Raw genomic sequence first — 15528 nt, 5'->3', positions numbered from 1 at the left:
GGCTGCTTCCGCCCCAACCGGGGCCTCGCGGGTGTAGCTCAATGGTAGAGCAGAAGCTTCCCAAGCTTACGACGAGGGTTCGATTCCCTTCACCCGCTCCACCACCTCCGCCAGCCCGAGCCAGTCGGCCATGCGGCGCAATTCCAGCCGGAGCCGTTCCAGCGTTTCCGGCGGCGCATGCGGCTCCAGGCCGATGCGTTGCGCGATCAGCCGGGCGTTCTGGCGATCGGCCTTGAGATCGACGCGCGCGACGAGACGATCGTCGAGCAGGAAGGGCAGGACGTAATAACCGTGGCGGCGCTTCTCGGCCGGTACGTAGATCTCGATGCGATAGTGGAACCCGAACAGGCGGTCGGTGCGGGCGCGTTCCCAGATCAGCGGGTCGAACGGGGCGAGCAAAGCGGCCCCCTGGATGCGACGCGGGCGGCGGGCGTCGCGGTGGAGATAGGCAATCTTCGGCCAGCCGGCAACGTGGGTCGGGATCAGCACGCCCTCCTCGACCAGGGCGGCGATCGCCGGCCGCGCGTCGTCGGGCTTGAGGCGGAAATAGTCGCGCAGGTCGGTTTCCGTGGCGATGCCGAGCGCGGCGGCGCTGCGGGCGATCAGCGCGCGGTGGGCGTCGGCCTCGTCCGGTGTGGGCAGCGCGAGGATCGCCGGCGGGATCACGCGCTCGGTCAGGTCGTAGACCCGTTCGAAGCTGTTGCGCCGGGTCGCGGTGGTGATGTGTCCGGCCCAGAACAGCCATTCCAGCGCGCGCTTCGTGTCCCCCCACGCCCACCAGCCGGAGCCGCTCTTGCCCTCCTCGAAATCGGAGGCGGCGAGCGGCCCGTCGGCGCGGATGCGGGCGAGGATCGCCTCCGCCTCCACCCGGCCTTCGGTGGCGTAGCGCCGCATCGCCGCCCAGCCGGTCTCGCCGCGATCGGCCCGCGCCATGCGCCAGCGCAGCAGCGGGTGGAGATCGAGCGGCAGCAGCGACGCCTCGTGCGCCCAATATTCGAACAGCCGCCGCTCCGGCCTGCGCCCCCAGGCGGCCGCCTCCAGCAAGCCGCGGTCGTAGCCGCCGAGGCGCGAGAATGCCGGCAGGTAATGCGCCCGCGCCAGCACGTTGACGCTGTCGATCTGGTGCAGCGAAAGCCGGTCGATCGTCCGCCGCATGTGCCCCTGCGTCACGCGCGCCGGATGCGCCGCGCCGAAGCCCTGCGCGGCGAGCGCGATCCGCCGTGCCTGGGGCAGGGTGAGCGTCTCGATCAGCGCTCGGTCGCCCGGCTGGCGACGCTGGCATAGGCCTGCGCCGCGCGGCGTTCCTGCGGATCCTCGAACGCGACCGCCGGATCGGGCGCATCGCCGAGCGTGTGGAGCAGCGACCAGAGCGCGAAGCGCCGGCCGGGCTCGCGTTCCAGGCCGAACGCGGTACCGAGCCGTTCCACCCCGCGCGCGAACGCGGTCTCGTCCAGCGTCTCTAGGTCGGTGGTGTCGAAATAATGCTGCAGCAGTGCGTCGAGGTCCATGCGCCCGCGCTGCCGCGATCGGCCGCGCCGCGCAACCCTCCGCGCCGGCAACACCGGCCGATAATCAAAAGTGCGAGTTAGTCTCAATAGCGTTGACAATGAGAGTGACTCGCAATAGCCGGCCTGCAACACCAAAAGGGGGATCATTCGTGAGCACGTCCAATCGCCGGGCATCGGTCATCAAGCCGGCCTTTCTCGCCATGTCGTGCGTCGGCGCGTTCGCCGGCGGTGCCGCCTGGGCCGCCGATCCCGCCGACGCCACAGGCCCGGTCGATACCTCGGACGCCGGCGATCAGGACATTCTGGTCAACGGCCAGCGGGTGCGGGAGCAGCGCCAGGCCAAGGACGTCGCGCCGATCGTCAACACCCCGCGCTCGGTGATCGTGCTGCCCAAGGAGATCATCGAACAGACCGGCTCGGTCAATCTGCAGGATGCGCTGCGCACCGTGCCGGGCATCACCTTCGGCGCGGCGGAGGGCGGCAACCCGATCGGCGACCGTCCGTTCATCCGCGGCTTCGACAGCCAGGGCAGCATCTATGTCGACAGCGTGCGCGATCTCGCCTCGCAGAGCCGCGAGGTCTTCGCGATCGAATCCGTGCAGGTCGTGCGCGGATCGGATTCGACGCTGGGCGGGCGCGGCAGCGCCGGCGGCACGATCAACATCCTGTCGAAGCAGCCGCAGCTCGGCACGTTCGGGTCGGTCAGCGGCAGCTATGGCGAGGCCGATTTCAAGCGCGTCTCCGGCGATCTGAACCTCAAACTGTCGGAGATCGCCGCCTTCCGCGTCTCGGGCGCGTGGCACGATCAGGACGTCGCCGGGCGCGACGCGATCTATTCGCGGCGCTGGGGCGTGGCGCCGTCGGTGACGCTCGGCCTCGGCACGCCGACCCGGCTGACGGTCGGCTATTATTATCTCGAAAGCCACGAGCTGCCCGACAGCGGCATTCCGTATCTCTACACGATCGGCAACGCGCCGGGCACCGGCAACATCGCTTCGCTTCCGGCGATCGGCCAGATCACCACGGCGGGCGGCCGCACCGGCGTCGTCGCGCGCGACACCTTCTACGGGCTCGAGGATCGCGACTTCCGCGACGCCAGGACGCATCAGGTGACGGTGCGCGCCGAGCATGATTTCGGCGGTGTCACGCTGCGCAACACCGCGCGCTACAGCCACAATTACCAGGCCTATATCTACACCCAGCCGGACGATACGCAGGGCAACGTCTACGGCACGGCGGCGACCAACCCGACCACCGGCGCGGCGGGCACGCGCGGCGATCTGTTCACCGGCGGCTATGTCTGGCGCCGCGCCAACACCCGCTACGGCTATAGCGAGAGCCTAATCGACCAGACCGATCTGTTCGGCAAGTTCAGCACCGGCGCGATCGAGCACAGCTTCTCGGTCGGCACCGAATTCGCCTGGGAGAAGACCCGGCGCGGCACCTTCGTGCTGGCGACCGGAGCGACCGCGGCACCGCGCTGCAACACCTCGACCGTGGCGCGCTACAACTGCACCGATCTGTTCAATCCCAATCCGAGCGATCCGTGGGTCAATTACGTCAGCGACACGTCCACCGTGCAGACGCCGATCGCCAAGATCGGCACCGCCGGCGAGACGCAGAACGACGCCAATACCCGCGCGGTCTATGCGTTCGATTCGATCACGATCGTACCGGCGCTGATCGTCAACCTCGGCGCGCGCTACGATCGCTTCCAGTCGAAGCTGACCGTGCCGATCTCCGCCGGGCTGCAGCCCGTGTCGCGGGTGGACGAACTGTTCAACTGGCAGGCGGGGGCGGTGTTCAAGCCGACCAAGGACACCAGCCTCTACGCCAGCTACGCCACCGCCGCGACTCCGCCCAACGCCCTGCTCGGCGAAGGGCAGGAAGGCAATGCGCTGCCGACCACCACGACGACGCAGAACCTGCTCGACCAGCTCAAGGTGCAGAAGACCAAGAGCTATGAGGTCGGGGCCAAGGCGAGCCTGTTCGGCGAGCGTCTGCAGCTGGGGGCCGCGGTGTTCCAGACGGACATCACCAATGCCCGTACGCAGGTCGATGCCAATACCGTCGCCTTTCTCGGCCGGACGCGCATTCGTGGCGTGGAGCTGAACGTCAGCGGCACGATCCTGCCCGGCTGGACGGTGTTCGGCGGCTACACGCATCTCGACCCGAAGATCATCGATGCCGGCAACAGCGCGCTGACCGCACCCGCACTTACGCGGACGGTGGGCGGTGTCGTGATCACCGATCGCGCCGCGCAGGTCGTCTACGTGCCGTCGGTCAGCAACGGCAAGCAGGTGCCCCAGACGGCCAGGAACAGCTTCACGATGACGAGCAATCTGGATGTCACGCCGCGCCTTCAGATCGGCGGCACCGCGATCTACATGGACAAGCAGATCGGCGGCTATTCCGACAACCGCAGCGCGACTCAGAATGCGGCGGGCGTGGTGACGATCAACGCAGCGACCAAGCTGCTTACCCGCGAAGTGCCCAGCTACTGGCGTTTCGATGCGCGGGCGAGCTATCGCGTCACCGATACTGTCTCGCTCAGCATCAATGCGCAGAACTTGACCGACAAGGTGTATTTCTCGCAGGCATATTCCAGCCACTATGCGACGATCGCGCCGGGCCGTACCGTGTTCGGCACGGTGGCGGTCAAATTCTAGGACGGATCGCCGTTCAATTGTCAGACGGCTTTTGAGAGCGGTTCCGCCACGGGAAATTTGCGATAAAACCCATCACGACAACGACTGTGGTTTGGCCCTGGACTCGTTCTCGATCTGGTTTGCGCGTCCGATTTTCCGTTCGTTTCGAGCGAAGTCGGGAAACACTGGTCGGGGACTGGCTCCTCGACGTCGCTCGAAGCGAACGGAGGAATGGTTCGACCTGATCTAAAACGAGTCTAGGCAACGGAAAGTTCTGAAGGACCGGATGACGATCGACCTCGATACGCTCAGTCCCGACGCAATCGCCGCCCGCCTCTCCGGTTCGCCGGAGGAGCGGGCGGCGCTGGTGCGAGCGGGGGCGGAGGCCGGCCTGGCCGAAGCGCAGGCGGTCTACGGGCAGATGTTGCTCGACGGCGCTGGCGTCGCGGCGGATCCGCGTGCCGCGCTCGGCTGGTTCACCAGGGCGGCGGCGCAGCATCATGTGATGGCGCTCAACATGGTCGGGCGGTGCTACGATCTCGGCTGGGGCACCGCGCCGGACAAGGCGCGAGCGGCGGAATGCTATCGTATCGCGGCGGAGCAGGGGCTCGATTGGGCGATGTACAATTACGCGACCCTGCTGGCGCTCGGCGACGGCGTGGCGGAAGACCGGGCGGCGGCGCTCGACTGGCTCCGCAAGGCGGCGGCGTCGGGCTCCGGTCTGGCCGGGGCCAAGGCGATCAACTTCGTCGGCAGCTTTCACGAGGATGGCTGGGTGGTGGCGCGCGATATGGCGACCGCTGCCGATTGTTATAGACGGGCGGCGGAAGGCGGCGATTTTCGCGGCCAGTTCAATCATGCCCGGATGCTCGGCGACGCTGGGCGGATCGATGAGGCGCTGACCTGGCTCGGCCGTATCGGCGAGACGGCGACGCCGGCCTTCGTCGAAAAGGCCGCGGCGTGGCTGACGGCCTGCGGGATCGCGCGCTTCGCCACGGACGGCGTCGCGGCACTCAGGAGCGGCGTGCGATGATGATCTCCATCCCCGATGTGCTGGACGCCGACGGCGTCGCTCGCATCCGCGCGCTGATCGATGCCGCCGACTGGATCGACGGCAACGCCACGTCCGGCGCGCAGAGCGCGCTGGCCAAGCGCAACGAACAATTGCCGGAGGATTCGGATGCCGCCAGGCGCGCGGGCCATCTGGTGCTCGATGCGCTGTCCGCCGCGCCGCTGTTCGTCGCCGCCGCCTTGCCGCTCAAGGTGTTCCCGCCTTTGTTCAACCGCTATGCCGGCGGCCAGGCGTTCGGCATGCATGTCGACAATGCGATCCGCATCCGGCGCGGCAGCGATTTCCGCATCCGCAGCGACCTGTCGGCGACGCTCTTCCTCGAACCGCCGGAGGCGTATGACGGCGGCGAACTGGTGGTCGAGGACCGGTTCGGCGTGCAATCGGTCAAGCTGCCCGCCGGCCACATGCTGCTCTATCCCGCCTCCAGCTTGCACCGCGTCGAGCCCGTCACGCGCGGCACGCGCACCGCCAGCTTCTTCTGGATCCAGTCGATGGTGCGCGACGATGGCGCTCGCCGCATCCTGTTCGATCTCGATTCCGCCGTGCAATCGGTCGCGGCGACGCAGGGGCAGGGGGATGCGGCGGTGGTGCAGCTCACAGGCGTCTACCACAATCTCCTGCGCCGCTGGGCCGACGTCTAGGCGGAACCGCTATTCCGTTTTTCGACGGTTTTGAGAGCGGTTTCCCCGATAGAACCGTCACCCCGGACGTGTTCCGGGGTCCACCACGCGGCTTTCGAAACGAACAATGGTGCGACTGCCGAGTTCGCGGCACGGTGGACCCCGGAACACGTCCGGGGTGACGGGAAATTTGGGATAAACCCACCAAGGCAATGAATGTTGGACGGGCCCTGGCACGGGACTTTCCCCCAAGTTACGCGTTCGACCTCGCATGATCCGCCTGTTCCATGTCAGCGATGTGCATTTCGGCCGCGAGAATCGTGCGGCGGTGGCGTGGTTCGAGGCGCTGGTGAAGGCCGAGCGGCCCGACGCCGTGGTGATGACCGGCGATCTGACGATGCGCGCGCGGTCGGCCGAATTCGATGCCGGACTTGCCTGGCTGCAACGGCTAGACGTGCCGGTGACGGTGGAGGTCGGCAACCACGATCTGCCGCTGTGGAACCTGTTCCGGCGGTTTCTTCGCCCCTACCACCGCTACCACAAGATCGAACGCATGATCGAACGGCCGCTCGATCTGCCCGGCGTGGCGATCGTGCCGCTGGTCACCACGGTTCGCTTCCAGTTCCGCAACTGGTCCAAGGGCTATGTCTCCAGCCATCAGTTGCGCAAGACCCTGAAGGGGATCGCGGCCGCGCCGGCCGGATCGCAGGTGTTCGTCGCCTGTCATCATCCGCTGATCGAGGCGGAAACGCAGGCGACGTCGGACACGCGGCACGGGCCGCAGGCGTTCGCCGCACTCGCCGAAGCCGGCGCGGTGGCGGTGCTCACCGGGCATGTCCACGATCCGTTCGATATCGTGCATGAGGTGTCAGGTCGCCCGCTGCGGATGATCGGCGCGGGCACCTTGTCCGAACGCACGCGCGAGATGCCGCCGTCGTTCAACGAGATCCGCATCGCCGATGGCGCGTTCGACGTGAAGCTGCGGACGTTCGGGCCGGGGCCAGACACGATCCTGCCCCGGGAGCATGTCGAGGCCTTGTAGGCGGTGTCCGTGCGGCTATGCTGGCGTGCATGAAGCCAGTTCTCCTGTTCGCCCTCGCGCCGCTGCTCCTCGCCGCCGCGCCCGAAGATCGTTCGACGGCGGGGGACGCCGTGATCAAGGCCCGCGTCGAGCGCGTGCTGAAGGCGAACCCGGTGATCGACGGTCACAACGACTGGGCCGAAACCCTTGTCGGCAAGGCCGGCGACGCGCGCTGGACGATGGACCTGACCAGGCTCGACCCGGCGAAGTATCACACCGATATCACCCGGCTGCGCGCCGGGCACGTCGGCGGGCAATTCTGGTCGGTCTGGGTCGACGCCAAATTGCCCGGGCCGGAACAGGTCGAACAGACGCTCGAGCAGATCGGGCTGATGCACGACATCTTCCGCCGCTATCCCAATGTATTCGAGCCGGCGGTGACGGCGGCGGACGTGCGGCGTATCCAGGCGCAGGGCAGGATCGCCTCGATGCTCGGCGTCGAGGGCGGGGGGCAGATCGACGGGCAGTTTACCGTGCTGCGCGCCTATCGCGCACTCGGCGCGTCGTACCTGACGCTGACGCATTCGCGCACGATCTCCTGGGCGGATTCGGCGACCGATGATCCGCAGCATGGCGGGCTCACCAAGTTCGGCGAGGCGGTGGTGCGCGAACTTAACCGGCTCGGCATGCTGGTCGATCTCAGCCATGTCAGCGAAGGCACGATGCTGGATGCGCTGCGCGTGACGAAGGCGCCGGTGATCTTCTCGCACTCCGGCGCACGCGCGGTGAACGATCATCCGCGCAACGTGTCCGACGCGGTGCTGAAGCAGGTCGCGGCGAACAAGGGCGTGGTGATGGTCGATTACGCGCCCAGCTACGTCTCCGACGCGCGCCGCCGCTGGGAAGCCGCGCGCAACGGCGAGATCGCCAGCTACAACAAGCCGCCCTTCGGCGGCCTGTATATCGGCCAGCCCGACCGCGCCAAGGCGGCGCTGGCCGAGTGGGAAAAGGCGCACCCCAAGCCGGCGGTCACGCTGTCCGAGGTCGCGGACCATATCGATCACGTCGCGAAGGTGGCCGGGCACGATGCTGTCGGCATCGGGTCCGATTTCGACGGGGTGGAGGAAGTGCCGCAGGGCCTGAGCGGGGTCGAGACCTATCCCGCTCTTTTCGCCGAACTGGCCCGGCGCGGCTGGAGCGACGTCGATCTGGCGAAGCTGGCGCGCGGCAACGTACTGCGCGTGATGGAAGGCGCGGAGCGCGTCGCGGCGGCGATGAAGGGCGAAGCGCCGACGACGGCCACGGTGGCCGGGCTGGACGGCAAGTGACGCCGTTCAGCGCATCGTCCGGCTGAGCGGTTCGAACACCAGACGCTCCAGGATCGCGACCATGTCGATCTCGGCCTCCTCATGGCCGAGCCACCACGCCAGGATCGTCAGGGTCGCGCCGACGCCGTGGATCAGCGCTAGGTCGCGCGGCAGCCCGGCGGGCGTGGCCGCGTCGGTCATCCGCGCCGCCGCCAGCGCCCGCGCGGTGATCTCGCGCCGCATCGCATCGCCCGCGCCGATCAGCAGCGCGTGACACAGGCGGCGGCGGTCCTCGACGAACGCCGTCAGCACCTGCGCCATGCCGCGACTGTCCTGCGCCAGTGCCAGCGGCGCGATCGCCACGATCAGTTCGTCGATCAACCCGCCCGCAATCTCCGCCAGCAGCGCCTGCGGGTCCGGATAGTGCCGGAAGAACGTCGCATAGCCGATATTCGCGCGCTGCGTGATCGCCGTCACGGTCAGCGTTTCGAACGGCTCCGCCCCGATCAGCTCGATCAACGCCGTCTGCAGCGCCTCTCGCGTTCTGCCGATTCGCGCATCTTCCCTTGAACTTTTCGCCGCGATACGCATTTATGATCCACTGTATATCATAACTGGAGGCTATCATGGCCCAACCACGGCGATCGGTCCAATCCTGCCCGCATCTTGCCGACACCGATGCGCGCAAGTCCGCCGGCATCGCGAGGCGAGGCGGCATGGTGGCGGCCCGCATGATCGGCGCGGATTTCGCCGAGGCACGCCGGATCTTGCGCGATCCGACGGCGCGGCAGGCGGGGTTCCTCGCGGATCTCGTCACGCGCTTCGGTACGATGCGGGCACCGGTCCTGTATCTCAGCGGTGCCGCGCATCGCCGCCAACGAAGCGCGACCGCGCGCTTCTTCGCGCCACGGATCGTCACGGCGGAGTATCGCGCGCTGATGGAACAGACCACCGATCTGCTGGTCGACCGGCTGGTCCGCGACGGCCGCGCCGATCTCGACACGCTGTCGCTGGAGCTGGCGGTGACGGTCGCCGCCGAGATCGTCGGGCTGACCGACAGCGATCCCGCCGGCATGGCGACGCGTCTGGAACGGCTGGCCGGCGGCATGCAGGACCAGACGAGCTGGCCGGCCCGGCTGATGGGCTATCTGCGTGGTCAGGCGCGCGCGATGAACGTCTTCTACCGCGACGTGAAGCCGGCGATCCGCGCCCGCCGCCGCGCGCCGCGCGAGGACGTCGTCTCCCACCTGCTCGCTGAAGGGTATAACGACCGCCAGATCCTGACCGAGTGCCTGACGTACGGCGCGGCGGGCATGATCACCACGCGCGAATTCATCACCATGGCCGGCTGGCATCTGCTCGATCGCGACGATCTGCGGCAGCGTTTCCTGAGCACGGATGAGCCGGGCAGGATCGCATTGCTCGAGGAGATCCTGCGGCTCGAACCGGTCGTCGGCATGCTCTATCGGCGCCTCGGTGCCGATGAAGCCGCCCGCGGCAAGGGCGAGGTGATCGGGATCGATATCCGCGCGAGCAATGCGGACGAGGCCGTCGTCGGCCGCTGTCCGCATGCGATCGATCCCGACCGTGCGATCGCCGGCAAGGTCGGCGGCGCGGGCATGGCGTTCGGCGATGGCGAGCATCGTTGCCCGGGCGCTCAGGTCGCGTTGCAGGAAAGCGCGATCTTCCTCGATCGGCTGCTGCGCGTGCCGAACCTGCGACTTGAGCGGGCACCCGATATCGGATGGAACGCGTTGATCGCGGGCTATGAATTGCGCGGCGCGACGCTGGCCTGCGGTACGGCGTCGTGATCGCGATACGTAATCGGCTGATGCGCAGCGGCGCGGCGGCGGCGCTGGCGATGACGCTCGCCTGATCGGCAACGGCGATGCCGGGCGCGCCGTCGCCGGTCGGCCGCTGGATCACGCAGGATGGCGCGGCGATCATCGCGATCGGCCCGTGCGGCGGCGGCCTGTGCGGCCGCATCGCCCGGATCCTCCGCCGCGATCCCGGTGCGGCGGAAACCGACGTCAACAATCCCGACCCGCGCCTGCGCCATCGCCGTGCGGATAGCGTGGTCATCCTTGCCGGCTTCGTGGCGGATGGCGCGCGGTGGCGCGGACAGGTCTATGATCCGCGCAGCGGGCGGACCTATCGCTCGTTCATCGCGACGGCGGATGGCCGCACGCTGGACGTGCGCGGATGCGTGCTGATGTTCTGCCAATCGCAGACCTGGCGACGGGATCGCGGCGAGTGACGCACGGCCGGCGATGCCCAGACCGAAAAAGGGCGGCCCGTTGCCGGACCGCCCCTTCGCGATTGGGTAAACCCAAGGAAGCTTAGCGCTTCGAGAACTGGAAGCTCTTGCGGGCCTTGGCCTTGCCGTACTTCTTGCGCTCGACGGTGCGGCTGTCGCGGGTCAGGAAGCCTGCCGCCTTCACCGGTGCGCGCAGGATCGGCTCGTACTTGGTGATCGCCTGGCTGATGCCATGCTTGACCGCGCCGGCCTGGCCCGAAAGGCCACCGCCCTTGACGGTGCAGTTGACGTCGTACGCGCCTTCGCGCTCGGTCACGCCGAACACCTGGTTGATCACCAGGCGCAGCGTCGGACGTGCGAAATACACCTCCTGGTCGCGACCGTTGATCGTGATCTTGCCGGTGCCGGGCTTGATCCACACGCGGGCAACCGCGTCCTTGCGTCGACCGGTGGCATAAGCGCGACCCTGCTTGTCGAGGATCTGCTCGCGCAGCGGCATCGGCTCGCGCTCGACCACCGGAGCGGCGGGTGCGTATTCGTCACCGGCGAGGACGGGCGTGCTGCCCTGGCCGTTGTTCGAGGTGGCCGGAGCCTGGCCGGTCAGGCCGGCGAGATCGGAAAGCGACTGGCGGTTGTCGGACATTATGCGCCCACCTTGTTCTTGCGGTTCATGCTGCCGATGTCGAGGACCTGCGGGTCCTGAGCGGCGTGCGGATGTTCGCTGCCGGCGAAGACGCGCAGGTTGCGCATCTGCTCACGGCCGAGCGGACCGCGCGGGATCATGCGCTCGATCGCCTTTTCGATGATCCGCTCCGGGAAGCGACCCTCGAGGATCTTGCCGGCCGGAACGCCCTTGATGCCGCCGGCATAGCCGGTGTGGCGGTAATAGATCTTGTCCTTGAGCTTGTTGCCCGTGAACTTCACCTTGTCGGCGTTGATGATGATGACATTGTCACCGCAATCGACGTGCGGGGTGAAGCTCGGCTTGTGCTTGCCGCGCAGGACGTTGGCGACGATCGACGCCATGCGGCCGACGACCAGACCGTCGGCATCGATAATATGCCATTTCTTCTCCACCTCGTACGGCTTGACCGACTTGGTGGTCTTCATCAGCGCCTTCATGGCAGACCTTCCAGGTTAAACAGAACGCGCCGCCGGTTTCCCGACAGCGCGAATGTGGGCCTAATGATCGGAAGGGTGCGCGAAGTCAAGCTTTGCGCGGGTTTCCTGACGGGTATCATGATACCATAACCTTGCGACGGACTGGCGGTCATTCTTCCGATACGTTTAAGCTTCCGACCCTCGTCACCCCGGACTTGTTCCGGGGTCCACCGTGCCGCCAGCGTGGCGGTCTGCAACAATCATGTCGAAAGCCGCTTGGTGGACCCCGGAACCAGTCCGGGGTGACGGCTTTTTTTGTGTAACCGCGCTCGAAAAGAACGGACGGTTGAAATCCCGCAAGAGGTTATCACGCTTTAAAGCTGCCGGAATACCGCAGGTCGATCGGCGCTGGTATCAGGCGCGGCGCGACTGCCCGATCGCATGCGCGCCCCACACGGCGGCGATCAGCAACAGCGCGCCGACCAGCTGGTGGAGTGCGGCGAGCGTGATGTTAACGTCGCTCATCACGGTGGCGATGCCGAGCAGGATCTGCAGCCCGAGCGCGGCGTGGATGGCGATCGCGGCGGGGCGTTGCCCGGCACGCTTCACCGCGCGCGCCAGCACGATAAGGGCAGCGAAGGCGATCCAGGCCCACCAGCGATGGATGAAATGGACGATCGCCGGATCGCCGAACAGCAGCGTCCCGATCGATTCACCGCTGTTGCTCGCGCCGGGGAAGAGCGCGCCGTTCATCAGCGGCCAGTCGTGCGCCACGAGTCCGGCGCGCAGCCCGGCCATCAGCGCGCCGTAGAGGATCTGTACGAACAGCACGATGCCGATCAGAATCGTCAGCGCGGTCAGCCGCGCCGTCCGCGTCTCTCCTCGCGCCAGCGCGCGCAGGTCGAGCGCGGTCCACACCATGCCCGCCAGCGTGAACAGGGCGGTCAACAGGTGCGTCGCGAGCCAGCCGGGCGCGACCGCGGTGCGATCGGTCAGTCCCGAACGGACCATCAGCCAGCCGAGCGTTCCTTGCAGCAGGATCAGCGAGAACAATGCGACCAGTCGCGGCGCATAACCGCGCGGGATCCGCCGCCGCACCGCGAACCAGATCAGCGGCAACAGGAAGGCCATGCCGATGAATCGCCCGAGGAAGCGGTGCAGATATTCCCAGAAGAAGATCGCCTTGAATCCGGCCAGCCCCATTCCGGCATTCAACTCGGTATATTGTGGGATCTTGCGGTAATTGGCGAACTCGGCCTGCCACTGCGCATCGGTAAGCGGTGGTACGATCCCGGTGATCGGTTTCCAGTCGGTGATCGACAGGCCGGATTCAGTCAGGCGGGTGATCCCGCCGACGACCACGATCAGCACGATCAGCGCCGCGACGACGAACAGCCAGTTGGAGAGTGCGCGCGGGCGGGCGGGGGAGTCGGTGGAAGCCTGAAGCATGATGCCGCTTACTTGAGCGCCGCCAGCCCGTCCATGATCGTCGATAGGCGCTATTCGCTGGAAATGTTGGAGATCCGCTGGTCGTATCGGGCGTATGACCGCAGCGCTCGCCAGTTTCGAAATCTCCGACGTCGAGTTCGTCGCGGTGGGCGGTTTCGCGTGACTTTGTGTGAACTTCGGTTGCCGACATCGCCGGGCGGAGATGGGGATGAGCCTGCTCGATATCGCGCGCCTAACGAAAATCCGTTTTCAAATGATATATTGTAACTTCGCAGGTCGCGTGCCATATTCGCCGCACGATGTCGTCCCATGCCCATCCCCGCTATCTCGAGTGGATCGAGTCGCATGCCGATCGCCTGGCGATCGGGCTCTCCGGGCTGTGCATGGTGCATTGCCTGACCAGCGCGGTCCTGCTGGCGCTGTTGTCGACGGCGGGCGGGTTGCTGCTCAATCCCTTATTTCATGAAGTCGGGCTGACGATCGCGATCGGGTTCGGCATTCTGGCGCTCGGGCGCGGCATCGTGCAGCACGGTTATATGATGCCGGCGGCGGTCGGCGCGCTGGGCCTCGGCATCATGGCCGGCGCGATGAGCCTGCCGCACGACAGTTCGGGCAATGAGACGATCTGGACGCTTGTGGGTGTCGGTTTGCTCGCCTTGGGCCACGATCTGAACCGTCGCGCGGTGAACTGAACGACGAACCGCGCCGTGGGCAACTTGCCGCGGCGCTCCCGAAGGCTTACGTTCCCGTCATGGCCGCGCATCATCATCACCACGAACCGCAGGGGCCCGATCTGGCCACCGCAGCACAAGCGACGCTGGAGAAATCCGGCGAGCAATGGACTGCGATGCGCGCTCAGATCTTCAAGGCGCTGGCCGGGTTCGACAAGCCGGCTTCCGCGTATGACATCGCCGAGGCGGTGTCTAAGTCGGAGGGGCGCCGCGTCGCCGCCAACAGCGTATACCGCATTCTCGACCTGTTCGTGGCCTCGAATCTCGCCCGCAAGGTGGAAAGCGCCAACGCCTATGTCGCCAACGCGCATCCGGATTGCCTGCACGACTGCATCTTCCTGGTGTGCGATTCGTGCGGCAATACGGTGCATCTGGACGACGACGTCATCACCAGGGGCGTGCGATCGGCGGCGGAGGCGACCGGCTTCTCGCCGATCCGTCCGGTGATCGAGGTGCGCGGCACCTGCGCGGAATGCGACGCGCCGAACTGACGTCTCCGTCGGGATCAGGGCCGGATCGGTGAGGGGCCCAGCGACGCCAGCGTCTGCTGCGCGTTTTCGAGGCAGTCCGACAGCATCGCCGCGATCAATGGCTGGTCGCCCGCATCGGCGGCGGTCAGCGCCTCGCCGATACGATCGATCAGCCTCTGCAGATGCACCCGGTTGGTCTCGCTGTCAGCCATTAGAGGTCTGTTACGCTTCGATCGCCGGGTCGTCCTTGGGGTGCATCAATGCGGTGCGGCATACATAGGATGGTGCGGGAGATCAGGATTTTCGGCCGATCTCGTGAGGCTTGATCTTGATGACGTCGCCGAATCTGATCGTGGCGACCCGCTCGTGGCCGGTGGTCAGGATATCGATGCGATGATCCAGGATCAGGTGTCCCAACTCTCGCACCGACTCGGCGGCGAGGATCCGGGTTTCCGAGATGGCATATTCGCGTGCCGCATCGAGCGAGGCGAATTCTCGACCCTCGTAATCCTGGGTAAGTGTGTCGTTATGGATGTTGAAGAAATATCGCGGCATGGACCGTGTGTCTGCCCAATCGGCAAACCCGACAACAATATCGGTTAATAACATACGATACCTAGCGCGGGTTCGGCGCGAACCTATGCAAGCGTCTTGCCCATGCGCACACCGGGAACGGCAGGGCCATCCGCCGACATTCTCGTCACCCGTTCGATCGGTGCGTAGCCGCAGGCGAGATACAGCGGTTCGCCCGCCAGGGTCGCCATCATCGCCGCGCGCCGGAAACCGGCGTTGCGGGCGTCGCTCTCGGCGAGGCCGAGGATCAGGCGGCCGACGCCGCGCCTGGTGAAGGCCGGATCGGTGTACATCGCGCGGATCCGCGCCGGCTCGGTCGCGGGATCGAGCAGGCGATCGTCGCGCTGAGCGGCGCTGTGATTGCCGCCATACAGTGTCGCACGGCGGCTCCACCCGCCGCATCCGGCGAGCGCGCCTTCTTCCTCGATCAGGAAATAGGTGCCGTCCGCGATCAACTGCGTGTCGAGGCCCATGCTGACCCGGCTCGCCATGATCTGCTCCGGGGTGAGGAAGGCGGTCTGCAGCGAATCGATCGCGCGGTCCATCAGCGCGGCGATCGCCGGAATGTCGGCTTCGGTGGCGATGCGGTCGGTGAAGGCGCCCATGCCTGTTGTGTCCACCAGCGGCGAAGGACGCGTCAAGATGTGAGCGTTTCGATGCAGGTTGATGCAGGGCAATCGACAGGCGTTTGGGGCTGGGCTAGACCGGTTCGATGTCCGACGTCAGCACCACGCCGCTTCTCGATACCGTATCGATGCCTTCCGATCTTCG

18 protein-coding genes and 1 tRNA gene are annotated in these 15528 nt (G+C 66.7%); 10 read left to right on the top strand and 9 right to left on the bottom strand.

Annotated features, from left to right (window positions below; genetic code table 11):
* Positions 1–27: 27 nt before the first annotated feature.
* Positions 28–101 (top strand) — tRNA-Gly (locus ASG11_RS13060).
* Here the strand turns inward: ASG11_RS13060 and ASG11_RS18435 are convergent.
* Positions 67–1155 carry a winged helix-turn-helix domain-containing protein gene (locus tag ASG11_RS18435; protein WP_236697516.1) on the bottom strand — a complete coding sequence of 363 codons (1089 nt, stop codon included), beginning with the start codon at positions 1153–1155 and terminating at the stop codon, positions 67–69. The genes ASG11_RS13060 and ASG11_RS18435 overlap by 35 nt on opposite strands.
* Before the next feature lie 92 nt (positions 1156–1247).
* Positions 1248–1508: a hypothetical protein gene (locus ASG11_RS19290; protein WP_055780913.1), complete on the bottom strand. Its 261-nt coding sequence runs from the start codon at positions 1506–1508 to the stop codon at positions 1248–1250.
* A gap of 149 nt (positions 1509–1657) precedes the next feature.
* On the opposite strand from ASG11_RS19290, the gene ASG11_RS13050 reads away from it, so the two are divergent.
* The 5 genes from ASG11_RS13050 to ASG11_RS13030 all read left to right on the top strand — a co-directional run bounded on the left by ASG11_RS13050 (position 1658) and on the right by ASG11_RS13030 (position 8197).
* Positions 1658–4177, top strand: coding sequence for a TonB-dependent receptor (locus ASG11_RS13050; protein ID WP_330218905.1), 2520 nt, complete (start codon positions 1658–1660; stop codon positions 4175–4177).
* A 265-nt stretch (positions 4178–4442) separates the two neighbouring features.
* Positions 4443–5189, top strand: a complete 747-nt coding sequence (locus ASG11_RS13045) for a tetratricopeptide repeat protein (protein ID WP_055780909.1) — start codon at positions 4443–4445, stop codon at positions 5187–5189.
* Positions 5186–5869 (top strand): Fe2+-dependent dioxygenase, encoded by a 684-nt coding sequence (locus ASG11_RS13040; RefSeq protein ID WP_055780908.1) that lies wholly within the window; start codon positions 5186–5188, stop codon positions 5867–5869. Before ASG11_RS13045 ends, ASG11_RS13040 begins: the two co-directional genes overlap by 4 nt.
* Positions 5870–6119: 250 nt before the next feature.
* On the top strand, positions 6120–6890 hold the full coding sequence (locus tag ASG11_RS13035) for a metallophosphoesterase family protein (RefSeq protein ID WP_055780905.1): 771 nt from the start codon (positions 6120–6122) through the stop codon (positions 6888–6890).
* A 29-nt stretch (positions 6891–6919) separates the two neighbouring features.
* On the top strand, positions 6920–8197 hold the full coding sequence (locus tag ASG11_RS13030) for a dipeptidase (protein ID WP_055782635.1): 1278 nt from the start codon (positions 6920–6922) through the stop codon (positions 8195–8197).
* 6 nt (positions 8198–8203) lie between these two features.
* On the opposite strand, the gene ASG11_RS13025 is transcribed toward ASG11_RS13030, so the two are convergent.
* A complete protein-coding gene (locus ASG11_RS13025; protein WP_055780902.1) occupies positions 8204–8695 on the bottom strand; it encodes a TetR/AcrR family transcriptional regulator in 492 nt (163 codons plus the stop codon).
* A 107-nt stretch (positions 8696–8802) separates the two neighbouring features.
* Here ASG11_RS13025 and ASG11_RS13020 point away from each other — a divergent pair, with 107 nt between their 5' ends.
* The gene (locus ASG11_RS13020; protein ID WP_082472840.1) at positions 8803–9987 is read left to right on the top strand and encodes a cytochrome P450; all 1185 of its coding nucleotides are present in this window, start codon (positions 8803–8805) and stop codon (positions 9985–9987) included.
* A gap of 77 nt (positions 9988–10064) precedes the next feature.
* Positions 10065–10433 carry a DUF2147 domain-containing protein gene (locus tag ASG11_RS13015; protein WP_055780899.1) on the top strand — a complete coding sequence of 123 codons (369 nt, stop codon included), beginning with the start codon at positions 10065–10067 and terminating at the stop codon, positions 10431–10433.
* Positions 10434–10515: 82 nt separating this feature from the next.
* Here the strand turns inward: ASG11_RS13015 and rpsI are convergent, their stop codons facing one another.
* From rpsI to ASG11_RS13000, 3 genes are all read right to left on the bottom strand, one after another.
* Positions 10516–11076, bottom strand: a complete 561-nt coding sequence (gene rpsI, locus ASG11_RS13010; RefSeq protein WP_055780897.1) for a 30S ribosomal protein S9 — start codon at positions 11074–11076, stop codon at positions 10516–10518.
* Positions 11076–11555 (bottom strand): 50S ribosomal protein L13, encoded by a 480-nt coding sequence (gene rplM, locus ASG11_RS13005; protein WP_055780894.1) that lies wholly within the window; start codon positions 11553–11555, stop codon positions 11076–11078. The genes rpsI and rplM overlap by 1 nt, the downstream gene beginning before the upstream one ends.
* 393 nt (positions 11556–11948) lie before the next feature.
* Positions 11949–12983 (bottom strand): COX15/CtaA family protein, encoded by a 1035-nt coding sequence (locus tag ASG11_RS13000; protein ID WP_055780891.1) that lies wholly within the window; start codon positions 12981–12983, stop codon positions 11949–11951.
* A 299-nt stretch (positions 12984–13282) separates the two neighbouring features.
* Between ASG11_RS13000 and ASG11_RS12995 the strand changes: the two genes are divergently transcribed.
* Positions 13283–13675, top strand: coding sequence for a MerC domain-containing protein (locus ASG11_RS12995; protein ID WP_055780888.1), 393 nt, complete (start codon positions 13283–13285; stop codon positions 13673–13675).
* A gap of 59 nt (positions 13676–13734) precedes the next feature.
* A complete protein-coding gene (locus ASG11_RS12990) occupies positions 13735–14205 on the top strand; it encodes a Fur family transcriptional regulator (RefSeq protein ID WP_055780885.1) in 471 nt (156 codons plus the stop codon).
* 14 nt (positions 14206–14219) lie between these two features.
* Here ASG11_RS12990 and ASG11_RS18790 read toward each other — a convergent pair whose 3' ends face one another.
* The 3 genes from ASG11_RS18790 to ASG11_RS12980 form a co-directional block, all read right to left on the bottom strand.
* Positions 14220–14396 carry a hypothetical protein gene (locus ASG11_RS18790; RefSeq protein WP_156363810.1) on the bottom strand — a complete coding sequence of 59 codons (177 nt, stop codon included), beginning with the start codon at positions 14394–14396 and terminating at the stop codon, positions 14220–14222.
* A gap of 82 nt (positions 14397–14478) precedes the next feature.
* Positions 14479–14793 (bottom strand): DUF6894 family protein, encoded by a 315-nt coding sequence (locus ASG11_RS12985; RefSeq protein WP_156363809.1) that lies wholly within the window; start codon positions 14791–14793, stop codon positions 14479–14481.
* 29 nt (positions 14794–14822) lie between these two features.
* Complete coding sequence (locus tag ASG11_RS12980; RefSeq protein ID WP_055780880.1) at positions 14823–15362, bottom strand: GNAT family N-acetyltransferase; 540 nt, start codon at positions 15360–15362, stop codon at positions 14823–14825.
* Positions 15363–15528 lie beyond the last annotated feature (166 nt).

The sequence above is a fragment of the Sphingomonas sp. Leaf357 genome (genome assembly GCF_001423845.1).
Lineage (GTDB): Bacteria > Pseudomonadota > Alphaproteobacteria > Sphingomonadales > Sphingomonadaceae > Sphingomonas.
This window is presented reverse-complemented; position numbering and strand designations above follow the sequence as displayed.